The sequence below is a fragment of the Agrobacterium sp. GD03872 genome (assembly GCF_029840625.1).
Classification (GTDB): domain Bacteria; phylum Pseudomonadota; class Alphaproteobacteria; order Rhizobiales; family Rhizobiaceae; genus Agrobacterium; species Agrobacterium fabrum_A.
The window spans coordinates 137,625-158,171 of sequence record NZ_JAOCCY010000004.1 but is presented as its reverse complement, the minus strand read 5'-3'; the positions used below and the strand labels follow the sequence as shown (position 1 = coordinate 158,171).

Annotated in this window: 20 protein-coding genes; 8 read left to right on the top strand and 12 right to left on the bottom strand. The window is 57.8% G+C overall.

Annotation, left to right across the window (positions count from 1 at the left end; all coding sequences use genetic code 11):
* Positions 1-322: 322 nt before the first annotated feature.
* The 6 genes from N5D22_RS11785 to N5D22_RS11760 all read left to right on the top strand — a co-directional run bounded on the left by N5D22_RS11785 (position 323) and on the right by N5D22_RS11760 (position 8,700).
* Positions 323-1,534 (top strand): tyrosine-type recombinase/integrase, encoded by a 1,212-nt coding sequence (locus N5D22_RS11785; protein WP_279655172.1) that lies wholly within the window; start codon positions 323-325, stop codon positions 1,532-1,534.
* Positions 1,531-3,069: a tyrosine-type recombinase/integrase gene (locus N5D22_RS11780; protein WP_279655171.1), complete on the top strand. Its 1,539-nt coding sequence runs from the start codon at positions 1,531-1,533 to the stop codon at positions 3,067-3,069. The genes N5D22_RS11785 and N5D22_RS11780 overlap by 4 nt, the downstream gene beginning before the upstream one ends.
* Positions 3,066-5,423, top strand: a complete 2,358-nt coding sequence (locus N5D22_RS11775; RefSeq protein WP_279655170.1) for a hypothetical protein — start codon at positions 3,066-3,068, stop codon at positions 5,421-5,423. Before N5D22_RS11780 ends, N5D22_RS11775 begins: the two co-directional genes overlap by 4 nt.
* A complete protein-coding gene (locus N5D22_RS11770) occupies positions 5,416-5,871 on the top strand; it encodes a hypothetical protein (protein ID WP_279655169.1) in 456 nt (151 codons plus the stop codon). Before N5D22_RS11775 ends, N5D22_RS11770 begins: the two co-directional genes overlap by 8 nt.
* Positions 5,871-6,278: a hypothetical protein gene (locus N5D22_RS11765; protein ID WP_279655168.1), complete on the top strand. Its 408-nt coding sequence runs from the start codon at positions 5,871-5,873 to the stop codon at positions 6,276-6,278. Before N5D22_RS11770 ends, N5D22_RS11765 begins: the two co-directional genes overlap by 1 nt.
* A 139-nt stretch (positions 6,279-6,417) precedes the next feature.
* A complete protein-coding gene (locus tag N5D22_RS11760) occupies positions 6,418-8,700 on the top strand; it encodes an AAA family ATPase (RefSeq protein ID WP_279655167.1) in 2,283 nt (760 codons plus the stop codon).
* A gap of 272 nt (positions 8,701-8,972) precedes the next feature.
* Here N5D22_RS11760 and N5D22_RS11755 read toward each other — a convergent pair whose 3' ends face one another.
* Complete coding sequence (locus tag N5D22_RS11755) at positions 8,973-9,455, bottom strand: DUF6428 family protein (protein WP_279655166.1); 483 nt, start codon at positions 9,453-9,455, stop codon at positions 8,973-8,975.
* A gap of 42 nt (positions 9,456-9,497) precedes the next feature.
* Here N5D22_RS11755 and N5D22_RS11750 point away from each other — a divergent pair, with 42 nt between their 5' ends.
* Together N5D22_RS11750 and arsK are read left to right on the top strand one after the other, a co-directional pair.
* Positions 9,498-9,869 (top strand): metalloregulator ArsR/SmtB family transcription factor, encoded by a 372-nt coding sequence (locus tag N5D22_RS11750; RefSeq protein ID WP_174372613.1) that lies wholly within the window; start codon positions 9,498-9,500, stop codon positions 9,867-9,869.
* Positions 9,862-11,070 carry an arsenite efflux MFS transporter ArsK gene (gene arsK, locus N5D22_RS11745; RefSeq protein ID WP_279655163.1) on the top strand — a complete coding sequence of 403 codons (1,209 nt, stop codon included), beginning with the start codon at positions 9,862-9,864 and terminating at the stop codon, positions 11,068-11,070. The genes N5D22_RS11750 and arsK overlap by 8 nt, the downstream gene beginning before the upstream one ends.
* A gap of 4 nt (positions 11,071-11,074) precedes the next feature.
* Here the strand turns inward: arsK and arsH are convergent, their stop codons facing one another.
* From arsH to metG, 11 genes are all read right to left on the bottom strand, one after another.
* A complete protein-coding gene (gene arsH, locus N5D22_RS11740) occupies positions 11,075-11,803 on the bottom strand; it encodes an arsenical resistance protein ArsH (protein WP_279655161.1) in 729 nt (242 codons plus the stop codon).
* A complete protein-coding gene (gene arsC, locus N5D22_RS11735; RefSeq protein ID WP_279655513.1) occupies positions 11,778-12,209 on the bottom strand; it encodes an arsenate reductase (glutaredoxin) in 432 nt (143 codons plus the stop codon). Before arsC ends, arsH begins: the two co-directional genes overlap by 26 nt.
* On the bottom strand, positions 12,206-13,264 hold the full coding sequence (gene arsB, locus N5D22_RS11730; RefSeq protein WP_279655160.1) for an ACR3 family arsenite efflux transporter: 1,059 nt from the start codon (positions 13,262-13,264) through the stop codon (positions 12,206-12,208). Before arsB ends, arsC begins: the two co-directional genes overlap by 4 nt.
* Positions 13,264-13,791, bottom strand: a complete 528-nt coding sequence (locus N5D22_RS11725; protein ID WP_279655159.1) for an arsenate reductase ArsC — start codon at positions 13,789-13,791, stop codon at positions 13,264-13,266. Before N5D22_RS11725 ends, arsB begins: the two co-directional genes overlap by 1 nt.
* 15 nt (positions 13,792-13,806) lie before the next feature.
* On the bottom strand, positions 13,807-14,250 hold the full coding sequence (gene arsN2, locus N5D22_RS11720; protein WP_279655158.1) for an arsenic resistance N-acetyltransferase ArsN2: 444 nt from the start codon (positions 14,248-14,250) through the stop codon (positions 13,807-13,809).
* Positions 14,244-14,597 (bottom strand): metalloregulator ArsR/SmtB family transcription factor, encoded by a 354-nt coding sequence (locus N5D22_RS11715; protein ID WP_279655157.1) that lies wholly within the window; start codon positions 14,595-14,597, stop codon positions 14,244-14,246. The genes arsN2 and N5D22_RS11715 overlap by 7 nt, the downstream gene beginning before the upstream one ends.
* Positions 14,598-14,655: 58 nt before the next feature.
* On the bottom strand, positions 14,656-14,838 hold the full coding sequence (locus tag N5D22_RS11710; RefSeq protein WP_153513696.1) for a hypothetical protein: 183 nt from the start codon (positions 14,836-14,838) through the stop codon (positions 14,656-14,658).
* A 730-nt stretch (positions 14,839-15,568) separates the two neighbouring features.
* Positions 15,569-17,350 (bottom strand): chloride channel protein, encoded by a 1,782-nt coding sequence (locus N5D22_RS11705; RefSeq protein WP_279655156.1) that lies wholly within the window; start codon positions 17,348-17,350, stop codon positions 15,569-15,571.
* Positions 17,351-17,370: 20 nt separating this feature from the next.
* The gene (locus N5D22_RS11700) at positions 17,371-18,195 is read right to left on the bottom strand and encodes an MBL fold metallo-hydrolase (protein ID WP_279655155.1); all 825 of its coding nucleotides are present in this window, start codon (positions 18,193-18,195) and stop codon (positions 17,371-17,373) included.
* Positions 18,196-18,197: 2 nt separating this feature from the next.
* Positions 18,198-18,980: a TatD family hydrolase gene (locus tag N5D22_RS11695; RefSeq protein WP_279655154.1), complete on the bottom strand. Its 783-nt coding sequence runs from the start codon at positions 18,978-18,980 to the stop codon at positions 18,198-18,200.
* An 11-nt stretch (positions 18,981-18,991) separates the two neighbouring features.
* Positions 18,992-20,542: a methionine--tRNA ligase gene (gene metG / locus N5D22_RS11690; protein ID WP_279655153.1), complete on the bottom strand. Its 1,551-nt coding sequence runs from the start codon at positions 20,540-20,542 to the stop codon at positions 18,992-18,994.
* Between the last annotated feature and the right edge of the window lie 5 nt (positions 20,543-20,547).

The window sequence follows — 20,547 nt, the reverse complement described above, 5'->3', positions numbered from 1 at the left end:
AGCGGTGCAACAATGCTGCCAAGTGTAGCGAAACGGGCCGACCACCAAAGCAACAAACGGTGTCAAATCATTGCTGCAACACCTTGTCCCGAGGTCATCCTCCGGAAACCATTGCAACGCATGGCGATCGGCTCACTCACTCACCCAGCTTCACTGCCGAAACCGCACTCTTTGGAACACCCGAGCGGTTTCTTACCTGTTGCTTTTTGAAAGTTAAGCGCCGTTTACGCGATCGTGGATTATCTCGACAAAGAGCGGTTCTGGGTGTTGCTTTTCGAAATGAGTGTGGGAGGTTCGCATTCGTCTCTGATCGCGGGTTGCCATGCCAGTCAATCTCAGTTCGTCATCGATACCGCCGACACTCTCGGGCATGGCCAGCGTTGGACAATCTGGTATCCCACGCTTCTGGGCAACGATCTGGTCCGACGTGCTCAAGACAAGCATCGAACCTTCAACCAGAAGAAAACATCTTACCGCATTGGACAGGCTGTATGCTGCCGTCGAGCTTCAACACGGTCGTGATTGCCTTGACCGGCTGATTGCTGACGGCGATGGGGATGCACTCGAAGACTGCCTCGTTGGATTTCTGGCTCATCTTCGGAACGAGTCCGCCGTCGACAATGCCGACAAGACGTCCACATGGATGTCCGCGATCAGCTTTGTGAAAGACATGCTCCGATATGCCGGGAGTGCTTCTGACGCGCGAGCCTCCAAGATGGAGGAAAAGCTCCTGCGGCTCGACACGCTCTACCGTCAGCTTGTACCAAATCGTGAGAATCCTGCGCCGCCCGTCCGGGCGCTGTCTCCGCTAGTGGTCGAAGACCTATATGAAATCTTCAACCCGGATTCGCCGCGCAACCCCTTTAAGACCGAGGCGCTACGCTGGCGGAACTTACTGCTTTTCATGCTTATGCTCCGCCTTGGCCTACGCCGTGGAGAGGCTGCGCTCCTCCACACCAGCTCGTTCAAAGAGGACTTCGATTCGGTGGCAGGGAAAACGGTCCACTGGCTCGATGTCGAGGAAACTAACGACGATGATCCACGCTACGAGCAACCCGGGTTAAAGACGGGTTCATCTCGTCGACAGCTTCCGCTTCCGCGGGAGATCATTGAGGCGGAGCAGCGATACAGCCGAAGCTATCGCGGTCGGGTGAACTACACCCATCTTCTGATATCGCAGAAGGCCAAGCCCTTGTCCCTGCGATCATTCAACGAAATCTTTGAGACTGCCACGAGATCTCTATCCGGTGAAGCTAGAAAATCTCTACTAAAACAAGGCCTTCAAGGCGTTTCCTGTCATGATCTCCGCCATACTTCGGCCGTGGTGCGTATGAAGCGCTACCAGGATTCCGGGCTCGACGTCGACAAGGCACAGGAGAAGTTGCGGGTGTTTTTTGGCTGGTCGAGGACGTCCAATATGCCTCGACTCTATGCCAAAGCCTACTTCGAAACGACCCTTGCGGAGGTTTGGGATGAGAAGTTCGATACGTTTGTGGACGCCTTGAGAGATATCAATCCGGAGCACGGAAATTGAAAGCTGTTGCCTTAGATCTGGAATCCAGACTTCTGGACGACGTGAATAGCCTAACTGCCCGTTTGCCACCGCTTCCTGCTGTTGTTCGATACTTCGATGATTTTCAAAACGAGATGCAATCGATCCGCGATATCTCATCGAGTGGTAAAGTATTGATCGCCGTGGACGGGCTTGAGCGATTCATCAGCTTCGATGCGTTCGGCGCTCTAAATATCGCTATGAAGCATGTGGTAGTTGACTGGTTCCAGCGACTGGATCCAACAACCGTTGTCATTAAAGTTGCAAACGTCCTGAGATACATCTCCCGATGCGGGCTGAAACCAGTCGCGTATCTATTTGTGTCGTCACCGTTTGACAGCCGGGCCTACTGGTCTGTTCAGGTTCTACCAGATGTGAAGGCCGATGAGAGCTGGGCTTTGCGGGCAGTATTGCACTCACTCTGTCGCCTCAACATTGGACACTGGTCACCACCTGCAGCTTCAATCATAAGGGGTCTAAAGAGCCCAAAGGTCGACAGGTACCGCGTCATCCGTGCTGGCGACTGTTTCCTACCGCTCGATCAGCAGGCCATGATCGTCAACCACATCGACAGCATGTGCGGGAGGCTGGCCGCTGCTCCTGCGGCTCTCGACAATGACGAGCTTCGCGACGTTTGCATGCTTGTCATGTCCTTCCAGTATGCGTTCCGACCGGGCCAAATCGCCCGTATCGAGCTAGCCGACGTCCGACTTTTCTCAACCGGCGCGGTGCATGTAGCCGTTTCCATCATCAAGCAGAAAGCCAACGGCAAGCGCATTCGTATTACCCGGAAGGTCAAGCGTGAATGGGGTCCACTGTTCAACGAACTGGTAAGACGGCGTGATGTCGGAACGATCCAGCCAGAGGATGGCGTGTCCCCTCGCCTGCTCTTTGGCTTGACACCCAGTGACGTCAGCAGTGCGATTCTGGGATTGACGGAGGAGTTGACGGGCGACGCCTGGACGCCGACTGACCTTAGGCATACGGCCGCTCAACGCCTTGCAGACGGTGGCATATCCCATGTCGGACTGACAGAGTTCATGGGGCAGACCAGCGACAGGATCGCCAACGTCTATTTCGACAAGTCTCCTGCGCAAGCACAACGGATCAACGAGGCACTGGCTATATCACCGATCTATTCGAACCTCGCCAAGATCGCAAAGACCAAGACCATAGACAAGGCGGCGCTCCTGGGGCTGCCGTCCGACCAGCAGATCGGAGCTGCACCCCACGGCGTTCCGATTGCAGGGATCGGCGGCTGCGGTCTCGGTCAGAGCCTCTGCATGAAAAACCCGGTTCTGGCGTGCTACACCTGTTCCAGGTTCATGCCGCTCGACGAACCAAAAGTCCACGAAGATGTGCTGGAGAACCTGCGCCCTATTGTGACCGAATTTGCGGCCGCATCACGGAACAATCAACAGTCTCCCGCCTATGGTCAGCTAAAGGGCACCCTCGACGCCGTGCGCCGCGTGGTGGAAGACCTGAGCGCAACCCGGCAGAGAAAGGGCCGCGAATGAACCCGTTCTATGCCGAGTACGTCGCGACGGCCAAGTCACTAGCCGCCGAGCGCGGGTTGATCTGGGACCTCGTCTTTGACGAGCAAGGGAAGGTTAGCAAGGACACCCGTTGGAACCTGACGGAGCTGGTGCGCATGCTCCCCCCGCCTATCATATGGCTTGGGCAGGTCGGAGTGGACCCGACTGCTTTCGCAAAGCTAAACGAGATCAGGAGGAGGATGGAGCAGGAGTTGGTGGTCGCGGGACCATTGCCGCAGGCATGGCGGGACCTGTACCAGGCAGTGATTGTCCATCAACTTCTCGTTCGTCGGACGAAGCCCATCAGCGCAACGCAAATCGCTGCTGGTATCAGGCGGTTGGCTCCGACCGCATGGGATACGCCTCCCTGGGCGGTCAAACCAGAACAAATCCAACAGGCCTACAATGCGATCCTGCAATCCACTGAATCTGGCAAGCTGGCTTTGGACTTTGCAACTACAGTCCGCAACGTCCTCGACGGTCAGAAGCTTGCCGATACCCCTGCTCTCGTCCGGTTCTGTGTTCCCTACCCGAGTGTAGAATCGCAAACAGCTTACCAACGTGCGGAAACTATCCGCAAACGCCAGAATGCGAATGGTGGTCGCCAAAGCTTGCGGCGAGAGCTGGCAGAACGGAAATCTTCTTCGAAGCTGCCTGACGAACGCGCCTTTTGGGAGCTGGTCCGGATCATCTTCACAGAGACACCGCGCACCTTCTCAGAGGTTATCCGGTTCGCAGCATTCAGGGTGCAGATCATCATGGGCTTCCGGATTGGCGAAACGGCCCTCCTTCCCTTGGACTGGAAGCGATGGCGGGAATATCTGGATGCGGACGGGCGTCCGGCCGGGGAGCGGGGTGGCCTTTCTAGATCGCTGATGATCCGCCACTTCGCTGAGAAACAGGAAGAGGATGAGCAGACGGATGGCCTGTCCTTCTACGAAAACACTCAGCACGTACCGCCGATGTTCGAGGAAGTGCTGATCGAGACGCTCGACCACATTGAGAGGATCACAGCGCCATTGCGCAAGAGGCTTCGGCAACAGGTTGAAACCGGACGGGTGTTCCCAGAATATGCCGACGATCAACTGGTGCCGGCCTGGGAGATGTACGTCAGGATGACAGGAAATGCTGTCATCTCCCATAAAAAGATTCCGCCTGGATTGGTCCAGAGGTATCGCCAAAGCTACAACCCGCAGCTACTTGATGAAATTCGAAAACTTCAGCTTAATGGCAAGCCTGCCGGCCTGTCACAGTTTTGGACCCAACCGGCGCAGCGCCATATTCGAGTTCGAACTGCATCCGGGGTTCCCATGGACCGCATCGACTGGCAGTCTGCGTTCGTCCGCGTCGGGGATGTTGAGGAACATATCCGGGCGAATCGTTCCACCAAGCTCTCGGATACGACGCCCACGACGATTACGGATGGCACCAAACTCTATCCTCACGACCTCCTGTTCATCATGCCGGCCAGAAACCTGATAGAGGGCCGTAACGATGGTATCCTCGATGCCACCATGTATTCCGCGATTGGACGGATCGACAGCAGCGGCCTAAACAACACAATCAGTGGCAAAGGAGGTGGAGAAAGCCTGTTCGAGCGATATGGGCAGACCGATGAGGACCGGGCGTTGCGTTTGACCTCACACTCCCTGCGACACCTTCAAAACACCGAACTGTTCCGCCTTGGCGTTGCCGACACGATCATCACCAAGAAGTTCAACCGACGCAGTGTCCAGCAGAGCCACGTCTATGACCACCGCAGCCTCGCTGAGGACCTTGCCGATATCGATATTCCGCCGGAGGTTGAGGAGCGGCTTGGAGATAAAGCACTCCAAGTCTTCAAGCTTATTTCCTCAAATAAGGCCCGTGGTCCCGTCGTCGACGAGTTCCGCGACATCCAGCGCGAGTACGGTGACGAAGCGGCTTTCGACTACTTGAACGCCGAGGCGGACGGACTGCACGTCACGCCCTATGGCCTGTGTATGAACAGCTTTACCAGCGACCCCTGCCCCAAACACCTTGAGTGCTTCAACGGGTGTCTCCACCTGGCGCGAACGAACGTCATCAGCGAGCAGGAAAACCTGGAACGCATGCGGGATCGGTTCGCGAAAGTGATCGTCACGTTGGAGGCCCTGCCTGAGGACCGTCGCAACATCGGTTGGGCGAACCAGCTCAGCCACGCTCGTATTCGGTACGAAAACATCGTCAAAGCATTAAGCGTGGGGCCGGGAATGCAGGTCTTCCCCGACGGCAGGGACTTGTCGATCACGGCCGAGCAGAAGGCTGGGACCAGCATCATCGACACGATGAAGCGGCTGAGGGATCTCGATGATTGATAAAGCCCAGATTCTTGAGGAACTGCTGGAGGCGATGATAGCCGAGGACGAGGATATCACCGTCCGGGCGGTGTGCAGGCGGAGCGATGGCGTGTTCAAGCACGCGACCGACATTACCCGCAACGAGGCTCGCCACAGGATGGTGAAAACCGCGATCACGAAGCAGGAAATTATCAGGACAGCCGTCAACCGATCCAGCAAGAAGTCCCGCGCGGAACTGGAGAATCTGGTGGCGATGAAGAATGCGGAGATCGCACAGTTACAGGCCGATAAGGAGCTGCTGATCGCCTCTCACCGCGCCATGATCCTTGCGGTCGCCGAGATGGGCGGCTTCCCGACCTGGAGAAGGTTCTTCGACCGTTATCAGGCTACCATCGACCAGCTTGAAAACATGCGTTCCCTGCCTGATGCGAATCTTATCAGCCTCTCGTCCCGAAGGGAGACCTGATGGCACGGGGGACTGGGAAAAGCGGCGTCGAGATCGCCCAAGAGCATGTCGATTCCCTGATCGAATATCTGGAGCGGCAAAAGGATAAACCGCTTCCCAGATACGGTGTCGACCTGAACAAAAGTGCCATCGCCAAGGAATGCGGGTTCGACAGGCAGGTATTCCGCACGAACCCACGATGTTCGGAAATCCTCGAAAAAGCCGACGAGGAGGATCGCAAGGCGTACCTCACCCGGCTTGAGAATGCCGAAGCTGTTCGGGAGCAGAAAGCGCGAACAGACGCGGATCAGATGGCGCTCGAAGACCAAAACCTTCGCCTACTTGCCGAGAACGCCTCGCTCCGGCGCGAACTGGATCGCCTGAAGAGGTTGAGCGCGGTGATCGCCGAGACTGGGAGGCTTCCGTGATTGGGTGTCTGAAGTCTGGTCCTCGGAGCCGCGCCGTCGTGGCCCCGACAGGCCGTGGGAGCCGGATCGCAGTGAATGAGGCTCAGGGACCCGCGACGGAACGTCGTGGGTGGCCGCAGTGAACGGAGAGCCGGATACCATGGCAGGGGCCAATCAACGACGGGGTGGCGCAGAGAGGCAGACGTTCCTGGTCCTTGGTGAGCGTTCTGAGCAGTCTTCCTGGGAGTTGACTATTACCTCAGTTCACGTCAGCCGCTACGGTGATCATGTCATCATCGGCCGTGACGAAACCGACCTGCTGCTGCGTGCGCTTGTTCTCGCGAAAAAATCACCACGCGACCCTGCTGTCGGCGAAACGTGGCGGGTCACGGGGCAAATCATAGAGCATCCCGATTACGGTCCACAGCTCCAAGCGGATGTTGCTCTCCCTCTGGTCACCAGAGGTCGTGCTATCATCCGCCACCTGGCGACCGACAAACGTTTTGTCGGGATCGGTCGGGCAACATCGACCAAGCTCTGGGAGACTTTCGGCGAAACGATCTATGACCGCATCCGGGATCGCGATCTGCAAGCCCTGGCGGTGGTTGTCGGCCCTGAGCGGGCCGTCGCGATCGTGGACGGCTTCGGCATGCTGTCGGATGAGGTCGAAATCTTCCGCTGGCTCGACCGCTATGGCGTGTCACCTCGCGTCGCTGGCGCTGCGGCTCGGGTGTGGGGCATCGGGGCAATCGACCGCATCATGGCCGATCCGTACACCATGACGCTGTTGGAGCCGTGGCAGGCTGTCGATGAGAGGGCACTTCGTCTTGGTGTCGCCCCTGAGGATGACAGGAGGCTCTGCGTGGCAGTGGAGGAAGCCTTGGCGATACGGTTCAAGGCTGGACACATGGCCTCCCCTGCCACATCCGTAAGGCTACTCGTTCGCCGCCTGTTGTCACCCTGGGGTGGCGATCCTGCACGGGCGATAAAGATAGCGCTGGCGAATGGACGGGTGGTCGCCCCGGACTCAGAAACCCTTCAATCCCGAGCATGCCGGTACATGGAGGATGAGGTCGCTCGGCTCGTATCGGAACGGGTCCGGCGGCAATTGCCGGATGTCGATGGCCCACTCGTTCTTGCTGCAATCGCGAGGGTCGAGAGCGAAATCGGGTACAGGCTGACCCCGGCCCAGCGCGAAGCCGTGTTCATGGCAACATCCTGCGGCGTTTGCGTAATCAGCGGTGGTGCTGGAACGGGTAAGACCACTGTCATACGTGCTGTTCTCGCTGCGTTGGAAGCGCGGCGGGGTGGCCTGCCAGCCGACCAGCGCAATAGAATAGAGCATCTTCAGGTCGCTCTTGCGGGACGCGCCGTCAGGCGGATCAGCGAGGCCACCGGACGTCCGGCAAGTACCCTGTCCCGCCTAGTCCATGACATTGAGAACGCGGGACGTAAGGTTCGAGGGGGCACTGTCATCTTCGACGAATCCTCGATGCTGGACACGCCGTCGCTTTATCGGGTTCTCGTTCAGATACCGATCGAGGTGGACCTGATCTTTATAGGTGATCCTGGTCAGCTTCCACCAATCGGGCCGGGCCTTCCCTTCCACACGATGGTGAAGACAGACGGAATCCCCTCTGTCACTCTCGATGTCGTGCATCGACAAGACATCATCACTGGCATTCCCGCCGTCGCGTCTTCTGTTCGACACGGCGAAACAATCAATCTTCAGCGCTTCGATCCGAACGCCGCCTTGTCTCCGGGGGTCTATCTCTTCCCTGCCCGAAAGGAAGACGTCGCGACGAAGACACTGGCAGTCTTCCGTGCCATGTGCGGTCCTGTACCGGCCTTGGGAAAGACGGCTGCACTGCACGACCTCGATGTGCAATTACTCACGCAGATGAAGAACGGCCCGGCGGGATCGAAGGAGCTGAACCGATCAATCGAAATCGAATACATGGCCCGCCAGCCGAATGTCGAAGACTGGGGACTGCGTGAAGGTTCCAAAGTCATGTGGCTCAAGAACGACTACTCCAAGGCCCCACAGCTCGATCCCGAAGGAAATCCAATCATCGATCCGGCCTCTGGCAAACCGATCTGTAATGGCTTCATGAACGGAGCGCTTGGCGTTCTGCAGAAGCTTCATCCCAAAGGTGCCGTGGTCAGGTTCGACGATGGTGCCGAGGATATCGTTACCGCAGCCGACCTCGAAAAGTTGACACACGGCTGGGCGGTCACCGTTCATAAGGCTCAGGGTTCAGCGTTCCGTAGGGTCGTCGTCCCCATCGTCCCGTCAAGGTTGCTTGACCGAACCATGCTCTACACCGCCATTACGCGGGCCGTCGAAACCGTCGTCCTTGTAGGCGATATCGACCACGTAAACGAGGTCATCACCAGCGTGCCTAAGACACTCCTGCGTGATCATTGTTTAGTATTCGATTGAACCTTTACTGACCTATATTCAAACAATGGCAGAGCAACCGTCTGACTGCGTAAAGCACACCAGTGAGGAAAATAACGATGAGAGAAAAATTTACGACGTTTGACACGGCACACAGTCTCGCAGACGATGAGGAGATCGAGTTTTTTCTTGCGGACGCGCGAACAACGGGTGACGAGGTGTACATAGCAAATGCACACGATGTAACGGAACGAGCCAAAGAATATCTAGGTTTCCGAAACAACTCAAAATGATACCAAGTCGAAGAAGACTTTCTAGCAACATTTGGTGGCGCGTGCTTCTGTTACTAGCCAGCGGTCCCGCGGCTTGCAACTCGCGGGTCGAGCAGCAAGAACTACCTCAAATGTGCCGGCCACGAGCCTCGGCGCCGATGCACAGTAAAGAGCCATAGGCCGCTCTCCGTCGCTGACCTCGAATGTGAGCTTCGCCGACGGCTCAAGCTGGACATGATCGGAAACCTTGCGGATGATTGCCGAGAACTTGCCCGCCGGCATATGTGTCCTGCCGTCTTCTTCGATATCCCAAAGCTGGACAAATATCTCTGACCAGACCTCCGGATTGGCACAGCAATCGAGCGCCGAAAACTGCCCTGCCTTGACCTCGGTGACATGGTAGCCGGGCCGGACCGGGTTGCCATCATAAGTGAACACCAGCGGCGCATCCGGCGCGACCGCGAGGACATCAAGAAGATGGCCGAGAGTGACGTCGGAAGAATGTGTCTTGTCGATCGCGTTCATGTGGGTTATCCCTATATTCAATAATTCAAGGATTATTGAATAATGGAAGAACGTCAAGCCCTCTCTTCATTCGCCGCACTCTCGCAGGAAACGCGCCTTGCCATCGTTCGAGCGCTGGTTGTCGCTGGTCCCGAGGGGCTAGCCGCTGGCGTGATCGCCGAACGCATGGGCGTCTCGGCGACGAATGTGTCGTTCCATCTCAAGGAACTGGAGCGATCAGGTCTCATATCTCAGCGGCGGGTATCGCGTTCAATCCTCTACAGCGCCAACTACGAAGCTCTCGCCGATCTTGTGAAATTCCTGATGGAAGACTGCTGTGCCGGACATCCAGTGATCCGGGAAAATGTCGAGCGAAACGATGGATGCTGCAATCTGGCTGAAACTTTGACTGACGGGGATAACGTCATTGCATAATTCGAAAGTACCCGCGGGCATTGTCTCTGCGCTTGGCCTGACGCAGATCATCGGTTACGGCACTCTCTACTACAGCTTCAGTATCCTCGCACCTGGCATGGCAAAGGATCTCGGCCTTACGCTGGCCGAGATATTTGGCATCTTCTCAGCTTCCCTGCTTATCGGCGGCTTATCCGCAATGTATATCGGTAAACAGATGGACCATATCGGCGCTGCGACGGTCATGACGGTCGGCTCGGCCCTGGCCGCATTTACCCTGGCAATCTGTGCGTGGTCGCCATCCGTTGCTGTCTTTGCGTTCGCCATCATCCTGCTCGAGATATCGTCCGGCATGGTGCAGTATCAAGCCGCATTCGCAACGCTGGTCGAAAGCGAACCCCGATCAGCATCCCGCAGCATCACCTATTTGACCTTGATCGGCGGTTTCGCCTCGACCATCTTCTGGCCGATCTCGGCAGCACTTGCTGCGTATCTGTCGTGGCGCGAGATCTATCTCGTCTTCGCGGGATTGAATCTCTTTCTGTGCATGCCGCTTCATTACTGGATCATGCGCGTCGCGAAAACAGGCGTTAACGCTGATTCCACGATCCGAACGCGTGAGACGGTGATCGGGACGCTTCCTGCCCATGCGCGCCGGCGCAGCATGATGCTCGTTTCGTTTGCCTTTGCCATGCTGGGCTTTACTCTCTCTGCCATGCTCGCGCATATGGTTCCAATGCTCGGGTCGATCGGGCTTGGCGCTGCTGCGGTGGTGATCGGATCGCTCTTCGGCCCAGCCCAGGTGCTGAGCCGACTGATCAACATGGTGTTTGGTAAAAGCCTTTTGCCGCCGGCGCTTGCAGCGCTTTCCGCAATCCTCATCGTCGCCGGGGTGTTCATCTTGATGATGACAGGTGACTGGTTGCCGGGAGCGGTTGCCTTCGCGATCTGCCTTGGTCTCGGTTCCGGCATCAACAGTATCGCGCAGGGAAGCCTGCCGCTCTATCTGTTTGGCTCCGACGGTTATGGAGCGATTACGGGCAAGATGGTCGCCGCGCGATTGGCAGTGAGTGCCGCCGCGCCATTCGTCTTTGCCGCAGCGATGGAGAATGTCGGCATCAGTTTTGCGCTCGCTGCCAACGCCTGTCTCGGGGCGATCAGCATTGCCGCATTCGTTGCTGTGGCAACCTCCTCACGGCAACCCGCCACAGCAACGGCCTGAACCTTCAGATCGACTTCAACGAAACACGCTTCTCGAGTTCGTCCGCCTCTTCCTTGCGTTCGCTATAGCGGTCGGTCAGGTAGCCAGACGCGTTACGGGTAAGCATGGTGAACTTCACCAGTTCCTCGCAGACATCCACCACCCGGTCGTAATAGGATGACGGCTTCATCCGGCCATTGGCGTCGAACTCCTGATAGGCTCTGGCGACCGAAGACTGGTTGGGAATGGTAATCATCCGCATCCATCGCCCGAGGATCCGCATCTGGTTCACGGCGTTGAAGGACTGGCTGCCACCGGAAACCTCCATGACGGCCAGCGTCTTGCCCTGTGTCGGGCGGACCGATCCAACCGAAAGAGGAATCCAGTCGATCTGCGACTTCATGATGCCGGTCATTGCGCCGTGGCGCTCCGGGCTGACCCAGACCTGCCCCTCTGACCATTGCGAAAGTTCACGCAATTCATGCACCTTCGGGTGGCTGACAGGCGCTTCGTCGGGCAAAGGCAGGCCTTTCGGATCGAATATCCGAACCTCGCATCCAAGCCGTTCCAGCAGCCTTCCCGCTTCGAACGCCAACAAACGGCTGTAGGACACCTCGCGAAGCGAACCGTAGAGGATCAGAATGCGGGGCTTATGTGTTGAGAAGGCCGGGCGGAGATCGTCGAGATCAATCGCGTGCAAGTGCTGGCCCTTGAGGGCGGGGAATGTCTCAGACAATGCGCTTTCCTTCTTCATCGAGGACCTGTTCGCCGTCCTCCTTGGTGAAAGGCCCTTTGAAAACATCCGCAGGAAGGATGTCGAGAACGACTTCAGAGGGGCGTGACAGCCGCGTCCCCATTGGAGTGATAACGAACGGCCTGTTGATCAGGATCGGCGTCGCGATCATGGCGTCGAGCAACTGGTCGTCGGTCAGGTCCGGATTGTCGAGACCGAGTTCGGCATAAGGTGTACCCTTCTCGCGGATCGCCTGACGGACGGTCAGTCCGGCGTCAGCGATCATCTGGACGAGTTGCTCGCGGCTCGGTGGGTTCTTCAGATATTCAATGACGGTTGGCTCTATGCCGGCGTGCTGGATGAGCTCGAGCGAATTCCGTGATGTGCCGCAGGCCGGGTTATGATAAATGGTGACGTCCACGTTCAGTTCCTTTCGGTGATGGTGGTTCGGGAAACTGCAGGCGATGCCTCGTACCAATCTTTCGAACGGTTCACGATCCAGACAACCGAGAGCATGACCGGAACCTCGATGAGGACGCCGACAACGGTTGCCAGTGCCGCGCCCGACTGAAAGCCGAACAGGCTGATGGCGGCCGCGACCGCAAGTTCGAAGAAGTTGCTGGCACCAATCAGCGCCGAAGGCCCGGCGACGCAGTGGCGTTCACCTGTCATCCGGTTCAGAAGGTAGGCAAGTCCGGAGTTCAGATAGACCTGAATGAGGATCGGAACCGCCAGAAGCGCAATGATGGTCGGTTGTGCAATGATCTGCTCGCCCTGGAAGGCAAAGAGGAGCACAAGGGTTGCAAGCAGAGCCACGAGCGACATCGGCTGAAGTTTGGCAAGCAAGCCGTCGAGCGCACGGGTTGTTCCGTCAGCAGTCAGGCGGCTTCGCACCAACTGCGCGATGATGACTGGCACGACGATATAGAGAGCGACGGACAAGGTGAGTGTCGCCCATGGCACAGTGATCGCCGAAAGACCCAGCAGCAGACCAACGATGGGCGCGAAGGCCACGATCATGATCGCATCGTTGAGTGCGACCTGCGAGAGCGTGAACAGCGGTTCGCCGCGTGTCAGGTTGCTCCAGACGAACACCATGGCCGTGCAAGGCGCTGCGGCGAGAATGATCAGCCCGGCGATGTAGGAGTCGATCTGGTCTGCCGGAAGGTATGGCCGAAACAGCCAACCGACAAAGAGCCAGCCCAGCAACGCCATCGAGAACGGCTTCACTGCCCAATTGATGAACAGGGTGACACCGATCCCGCGCCAGTATGACCCAACCTTCGCCAGCGATCGAAAATCGATCTTCAGCAACATTGGAATGATCATCAACCAGATCAGGATCGCGACTGGGATATTCACTTTGGCGATCTCGGCGGCTCCGACTGCTTGGAACAAACCTGGCATGAGGTGACCCAAGGCCACGCCGACGGCGATGCAGAGGGAGACCCAAACGGTCAGATATCGTTCAAACGTGGACATCAGGCTGTCTTTCCTTCGGGGTTGGTGGTCCCTTCCAGCATACCGATCTGCCGGAGCCTCGTTTGGAGCGCCATGCGATCGATCGATTCCAGGGGAAGACTAAGGAATACCACGATACGATTCTTCAGGAAGCGTGCCGCTTGAGCAAAGGCACGCTGGATCTCCACTTCGGAGCCAATAACGGCCGCCGGATCTTCAACACCCCAATGGGCAGTCATCGGGTGACCGATCCAGACCGGGCAAGCTTCACCGGCAGCGCTGTCGCAGACGGTGAAGATGAAATCCATCCGCGGTGCGCCCGACTCGGCGAATACATCCCAGCTCTTCGATGAGAAACCTGTCGACGGATAACCAAGCGCACTCAGTTCCTTCAGTGCGTGAGGATTGACCTCACCCTTTGGCTGGCTGCCAGCTGAATAGGCCTTGAACCGTCCAGCACCTTCCTTGTTCAGAATGGATTCGGCGAGGATAGAGCGAGCGGAATTACCCGTGCACAGGAAGAGCACGTTGTAGGTCTTGTCAGTCATGGTCGTGATCCGTAGTTAGGCCGGAGGCCTGTTGAGCTTCATGATGGTCGCCGACGATGGGCAGAACCCCGATAGCTGTTGGGTCGAAAGGACTGCTTCTGGAACGTTGTCGCGCGCCACTTCAGAGAAACCGAGATTAGAGAAGAACGGCGCCGCGGTCGTGGTCGCAAGATAAACGTCGCCACTGCAATCGAGGCTTTGCAAGGTTGCCTCAACAATCGCTTGGCCGAGGCCATTGCCGCGATGCTCTGGAAGCACCACCACCGACCGCAGCAGCAAATCGTAGGCGCAGAGTTCGATACCGGAATATCCGACGGTCTGGCCTTCATCCGAAATAGCCTTGAAGAAGGTTCGGCCTTCTTCTTCGATGTCTTCTGCCGGAAGATGCGCAGCAACAAGCGCGCTCCGAAAACCCGGATCGCTGCCTTGCACTTCGGTCAACAGGATCGAATTCAACACGGCTTCACCTCCGGAGCGCAGCATGGCATGAGTTCTGCGATGAGTGGCGCGCAAAGTTCTGTCGAGCCGCCGCAGCAATCCTTCAGCAGGAAAAGTGTCAGATCGCGCAGACCGTCGAGATCAGCGCGGTAAATGATAGATCGGCTCTGCCGCTCACTCTTGACTAGTCCCGCTCTTGAGAGGGTTGCAAGGTGTGCCGACATGGTGTTCTGAGGGACATCAAGCAGTCGGGCGAGTTCCCCCGCCGGAACTCCATCAGGTTCATGCCGCACAAGTAGACGGAACGTCTCGAGTCGAGTGTTCTGGGCCAAGGCCGCGAGGGCCGTTATCGCAATGTTGTTTTCCATGTATCCAGATTAATGGATATAATGATGCTGTCAATAGGGATGCTACCCCTTAGTCACCCTATATCTCATCGGTGAACATCTTCATGTCGAAGGGTTCCGGGTTCGGTCCCAAAATACCCGCGACTTCATCTTGTAGTTTCCCCACCATGTCCCTTAGTGGCGAAGATTGCTCCGCGCAGACAGGTTCAAGTTTAAAGGCACTGCAGTCGGCGTCAATTAAGTCCTTAGTAGTTTCACCCATTGTAACAGATCCTTTAGCTCAGCCAACCAGCGTCACCCCCAAGTATAGCATACATTCGCACCCAAGCACTCGATATGGGATGTCGTATTGAGATCGGCTTGTCCGTCTCTCCCATATTCGTGAACAGGACTGCCGTTGGCAAGTATACTCTCTTTGGCGTGGAGACCGTCGTCATCGTAGGCGATCCCGAAGTTCTGCGGCGCACGATAGAAAAGCCACCACGGGCCCTTGAACGAGACACGGCCAAGGCCCCTCCTCCGAAAGATGCTGGAGCGTTGCGGGACATCATCACTGTGGCAGGTTCGGACACCGAGAATCCTTAGGGTGGCGTTATAGTTCGCGGAACCTATCGGGCAATGCGTCGAGCGTCGAGTGAAGATTCCGTCACTCAAACGTCACGATCAAAAAGCAACAGACCGGTGTTCTTGCGGGCGCAACAGCGTTGCCAAGTGTAGTGAAATCGCGGCTCTTCAAAAGCAACAAAGGGGGCGGATGCAGCGGTGCAACACCCTTTTGTCGGAAGAACGCGCTGCTTCCCCTGCCAACAAGGGGGAATACTTCACTCACTCATCCAGCTTCAAAGCCGAAACCGCACTCTTTGGAACTTATTGAGGTAATATGCCGTGACTTTCGAGTGAACCGCTTCAACCTTGCCTTTCGGATTTTGGGCGGATGAATCGAGAAAAAACATAATAATATCAATATATAAAAATCATAACATAATGTGCCGTCATAATTCTCCAGACGCCTCCCGGCGTCTCAGATCGAGCTCTTCGCTATAGCGTCTCAACGTATGGCTTTCGGTGAGAAGGCCAACCGGGCGGTTTTCGATCTTGTCATTAACGACGACCAGCGCCTCGCTTTCGGCTGCGTCAAAGGCCGCTGCTGCCTGGCGGGCATTCATGGTCGGCAGCAAGATGTCGTTTTTGTAGCGCAGATAGGTTTCGAGGCTGATCTTGCTGGGGTCGCGATCCATCGGGTCGGCATAGATTTCCGGCACGAGGACGATGCCGGCATAACGTCCGTCATCATGGGTCATGATCACCCGTTGCGTCGAACCGAGAGGGAACTTCTCCTTGAAGGCCGGAAGGCCCATGCTGACATTGGCCTTGCGGATATCGGCGCGCATCATCCTGCCGACCGTCAGGTCGCGGATCCAGCCGATGTCATGGGCGCTGCGAATGCTCTCGCCCCGCAGGTGAAAACGCCATGTGGCGAAGGAATAACCGAAGGTGGTGCGCACCACCAGCGAGGTGGTGATGACGGCGGCAAGCACCAGAGCCGTGATCTGGAAGTCGCCTGTCAGTTCCAGCGCCAGAAACGTCATCGTCAGCGGCCCGCCGATGATGGCGGCGGCAAAGGCGCTCATGCCGATCACGGCATAAACGATGGGCGCCGTCGATCCATAACCGATATAGGGGGCGCAGAGCGCGAAGATCTTGCCGAGCAGTGAGCCCATGAACAGCGAGGCGAAAAACAGGCCGCCGCGGAAATTCGAGCCGATGGAGATGGCGCTGGCCGCCGCTTTCAGCAGGAACAGCCCGGCAAGCCCGTAAATCGTCAGTTCGGCATCGATATTGAGATGCAGTGCCCCATGGCCGCTCGACAGCACCTGCGGCGAGATCAGTGCAAGCCCACCCACAGCCACACCGCCAATTGTAGGACGCAGCCAGCCGGGAATGGCGCTTTTGCGAGCCGTCTCCTCGATGAAGGACACCGCCTGCATCAGCACGATGCCGATGGCCGCGCACACAACGCCGAGAAAGATGGCGGGCACATAATCCGCCGGCGTCACACGACTGGCATCCACAATGTCGATGGAGAGGCCATGGCCGCCGATCAGCCCGATGACGGTGGTCGCCACCAGTGCCGAGACGATGAGCGGCGCGAGTGTTACGACAGTATAGGTGCCGATGATGAGTTCGATGGCGTAGAAGGCCCCGGTCAGGGGTGCATTGAAGGCGGCCGCAATCGCGCCCGCAGCGCCGCAGCCGACGAGGATGCGCATGTCCCCTCGCCTCAGTTTCAGCTTGATGCCGAGCTTCGAAGCAACGCCGCTGGCGATCTGCGTATAACCGGCCTCCAGCCCGACAGACGCGCCAAAACCGTTGGAGACGATGTTCTGTACGCAGACGATGATGCTGTCCGTCAACGACAGGCGGCCGCCATGCAGCGCATTTGCCTCGATCGGATCGACCATGGGCTTCTTGCGGGTCTTCGAAAGAATGAAGATGATCAGGCCGAGCACGACGCCGCCGATGATAGGGCCGGCGAGCACGATCCATCCGGACAGGTCGCTGCTGCTCAAGCGCTCGACACCGAAGACCAGTATATGCAGCGCCGTGCTCAGGGCGCCGATCAGCGCCACCAGAAGCCCCGCCGCAATGCCGATAAAGACGGCGAGGATCACCAGCCCCACTTCGCCGCGACGGAACATGGCCCGCAACCGGCTGGCGCGCAGATTGTCGAAGAAGCTCGCCATACTGGGTGCACGGAAAGGCTTGGTCGACATGCTGTTCCTTTTCAGGCGTATCAGAAAGCTTCGATCTCGATCTCGAAACGCATCTGGTCATAAGCCGGTTCAACGTGTTCAGGCGTTTCACGCATCACGGTGTCATAATCGAGCGGAATATGCATATGGGTCAAGATCGCCCTTTTCGGGGAAAATCTCTCGATCCACCCAAGCGCCTGTTCCAGCGACAGATGGCTGGGGTGATACCGATGCTGCAGCGCGTCGATGACGAGGACATCGAGGCCGGCAAGCTTCGGCAGGGTCTCAGTCGGAAAATCGCTGACATCCGTGCAATAGGCGACATCGCCGATGCGAAAACCGAGCGAATGCACATCGCCATGCTGCTGCATGTGCACGTTGAACGGGATCGGCCCGCCTGCCCCATCGATGATAACAGGCGCGTCGATATCCGCGATGATCCGCGGCTCGACGATGGGCGGATAGCTGCTGCCCGGCGGTGTTTCCAGGCAATAGGCGAAACCGTCCCATATGCGCGCCATGGTAACGGGATCGGCATAGATGGGAATGCGGTTTTGCTGAATGGCGAAATAGATGCGCAGATCGTCGATACCGTGCAGATGATCGGCATGGGCATGGGTATAGAGCACCGCATCGACCGCCTCCACCTTCGCCGCGATCATCTGCTCACGAAAATCCGGGCCGGTGTCGATGACAACGGTGGTCTTTCCGCCATCCGGGCCGATCTGCTCCACCATGAAGGCGGTGCGGGTGCGCCTGTTCCTGGGGTTATCAGGGTCGCAGGCCCCCCAGTCGCCGTTGATGCGCGGCACGCCGGGCGACGACGCGCAACCGAGAACCGTGAAGCGGCGACGGTAGATTGCCACGCCTACACCCTTGTCATCTTGGAAAAGCAGCGGAAGGCGTTTTCGGTGGTGATTTCGGCCATGCGCTCATAAGAAACGCCATGCACCTCGGCCAGAACCTCGGCGGTATTGACCACATAGGACGGCTCGTTACGCTTTCCCCGCCAGCGCTTCGGCGCCAGATAAGGCGCATCCGTCTCCACCAGCAGCCGGTCCAGCGGCACGGTGGCGGCGATATCGCGGATGTCCTGCGATTTGGGGAAGGTCAAAATGCCGGAAAAGGACACATAGCCGCCAAGCTCGACACCGGTTTTCGCCAGCTCAGGACCGGCGGAGAAGCAGTGCAGGATGAAGGGGAATGCTCCCTTCCCGCTTTCGGCGCGCAAAATAGCGGCCATGTCGTCATCGGCGCTGCGGCTGTGGATGACGAGCGGCAGCTTCGTCCTTCTTGCCGCTTCAATGTGGCGGATGAGGCCGGTCTTCTGGTCTTCCGGCTTCTGCGTATCGTAGAAATAATCCAGACCCGCCTCGCCGATCGCCACGATCTTGTCATGGCTCTCCGCCAGCCGCACGAGGTCGTCGGCGGAAATATCCAGCTCTTCAGCGGCGCTGTTGGGATGCGTGCCGACCGAGCAGAAGACCGACGGATATTTTTCCGTAATCTTCAAAAGTTCGGGCAGACGGCGCACCCGCGTCGAGATCGTCACTATCTGGCTCACGCCCGAAGCATGGGCGCGGGCGATGATATCGTCGCGCTCAGCCTCGAAATCGGGAAAATCCAGATGGCAATGGGTATCGATCAACATGGGTCTCGCCTTCACGCTTCCGGTGCGACGTAACGCGGGAAGACCGGCTTCGGTGCCTCAAGCGACGTGCCCGGAACCAGACGGCCGGCTTCACCCAAAGCCGAAAAATCACGTTTGTCGGCGGGAGCCGCGACGAGATCCAGCAGCTTGTCGCAGGAATCAGGCATGAAGGGCTGCAGGAGAATGCCGATCTGGCGCACCACTTCCGCCGTAACGTAAAGCACGGTGCCCATGCGCTCGGGATCGGTCTTCTTCAGCGCCCACGGCTCCTGCGAGGCGAAATAGCGGTCGGTTTCCGAGACAACGGCGATGATGGCCGCAAGCGCGCGGTGGATGAGCTGCTTGCCCATCTCCTCGCGGCAGAGCGCCAGCAGGCCGTCGGCGGAGGCAAGCATCGCCTTGTCTTCTTCGGTGAACGCACCGGGCGTCGGGATCTGGCCGTCGCAATTCTTGACGATCATCGACAGCGAACGGCTGGCAAGATTGCCGACGCCATTGGCAAGATCGGCATTGATGCGGGTGGCGATGCCCTCTTCGCTATAGCTGCCGTCCTGGCCGAAGGAGACTTCGCGCAGGAAGAAATAACGGACCTGATCGAGACCGAAATGGTTCACCAGATTGGCCGGGTCGACGACATTGCCGAGCGACTTCGACATCTTCTCGCCCTTGTTGAGCAGGAAGCCATGCGCATAGACCCGCTTGGGCAACGGCAGCTTGGCGCTCATCAGGAAAGCCGGCCAGTAAACCGCGTGGAAACGGATGATGTCTTTGCCGATGATATGCACGTCGGCTGGCCAATATTTGGCGCGGGGACCGTTCCTGTCTTCGATGTAACCCGTGGCGGTGATGTAGTTGGTCAGCGCATCGACCCAGACATACATGACGTGCTTCGGATCATTGGGAACCTTGATGCCCCAGTCAAAGGTTGTGCGGGAAATCGACAGGTCCTTGAGGCCGGATTTGACGAAGGAGACGATTTCGTTGCGGCGCTCTGCCGGGCCGATGAATTCAGGGTTCTCCTCGTAGAGCTTCAGCAGCTTGTCCTGATACTCGGAAAGCTTGAAGAAATAGCTTTCCTCCTCCACCCACTCCACCGGCGTGCCCTGCGGCCCGTAACGAACGCCGTCAGCGCGCACTTCCGTCTCGTCCTCGGCGTAATAGGCCTCGTCGCGCACGGAATACCAGCCGGCATAGCTGTCCTTGTAGATGTCGCCGCTATCGGCCATCAGGTTCCAGATATTGCGCGAGGTCTCGTGGTGGCGTTCTTCCGTGGTGCGGATGAAATCGTCATTCGAGGCGTTGAGCAGCTTGCCCATCGCACGGAACTGGTCGGAATTGCGCTCTGCCAGCTCTTCCGGCGAAATGCCTTCCGCCCGCGCCGTCTGCTGCATCTTCTGGCCGTGTTCGTCGGTGCCGGTCAGGAAGAACACATCCATTCCATCCAGGCGCTGAAAGCGTGCCATGGCGTCCGTCGCAATCAACTCATAGGCATGGCCGATATGCGGCTTGCCGTTAGGATAGGAGATCGCGGTGGTGATGTAGAATGGTGTCTTGTCTGTCATGACGG

Excerpts from the sequence above, each read along its gene's own strand:
- N5D22_RS11785 (WP_279655172.1), top strand. The coding sequence starts at position 323 with ATGCCAGTCAATCTCAGTTCGTCATCGATACCGCCGACACTCTCGGGC.
- N5D22_RS11775 (WP_279655170.1), top strand. The coding sequence starts at position 3,066 with ATGAACCCGTTCTATGCCGAGTACGTCGCGACGGCCAAGTCACTAGCC.
- N5D22_RS11770 (WP_279655169.1), top strand. The coding sequence starts at position 5,416 with ATGATTGATAAAGCCCAGATTCTTGAGGAACTGCTGGAGGCGATGATA.
- N5D22_RS11765 (WP_279655168.1), top strand. The coding sequence starts at position 5,871 with ATGGCACGGGGGACTGGGAAAAGCGGCGTCGAGATCGCCCAAGAGCAT.
- N5D22_RS11760 (WP_279655167.1), top strand. The coding sequence starts at position 6,418 with ATGGCAGGGGCCAATCAACGACGGGGTGGCGCAGAGAGGCAGACGTTC.
- N5D22_RS11755 (WP_279655166.1), bottom strand. The coding sequence starts at position 9,455 with ATGAACGCGATCGACAAGACACATTCTTCCGACGTCACTCTCGGCCAT.
- N5D22_RS11750 (WP_174372613.1), top strand. The coding sequence starts at position 9,498 with ATGGAAGAACGTCAAGCCCTCTCTTCATTCGCCGCACTCTCGCAGGAA.
- arsH (WP_279655161.1), bottom strand. The coding sequence starts at position 11,803 with ATGAAGAAGGAAAGCGCATTGTCTGAGACATTCCCCGCCCTCAAGGGC.
- arsB (WP_279655160.1), bottom strand. The coding sequence starts at position 13,264 with ATGTCCACGTTTGAACGATATCTGACCGTTTGGGTCTCCCTCTGCATC.
- N5D22_RS11725 (WP_279655159.1), bottom strand. The coding sequence starts at position 13,791 with ATGACTGACAAGACCTACAACGTGCTCTTCCTGTGCACGGGTAATTCC.
- N5D22_RS11715 (WP_279655157.1), bottom strand. The coding sequence starts at position 14,597 with ATGGAAAACAACATTGCGATAACGGCCCTCGCGGCCTTGGCCCAGAAC.
- N5D22_RS11710 (WP_153513696.1), bottom strand. The coding sequence starts at position 14,838 with ATGGGTGAAACTACTAAGGACTTAATTGACGCCGACTGCAGTGCCTTT.
- N5D22_RS11705 (WP_279655156.1), bottom strand. The coding sequence starts at position 17,350 with ATGTCGACCAAGCCTTTCCGTGCACCCAGTATGGCGAGCTTCTTCGAC.
- N5D22_RS11695 (WP_279655154.1), bottom strand. The coding sequence starts at position 18,980 with ATGTTGATCGATACCCATTGCCATCTGGATTTTCCCGATTTCGAGGCT.
- metG (WP_279655153.1), bottom strand. The coding sequence starts at position 20,542 with ATGACAGACAAGACACCATTCTACATCACCACCGCGATCTCCTATCCT.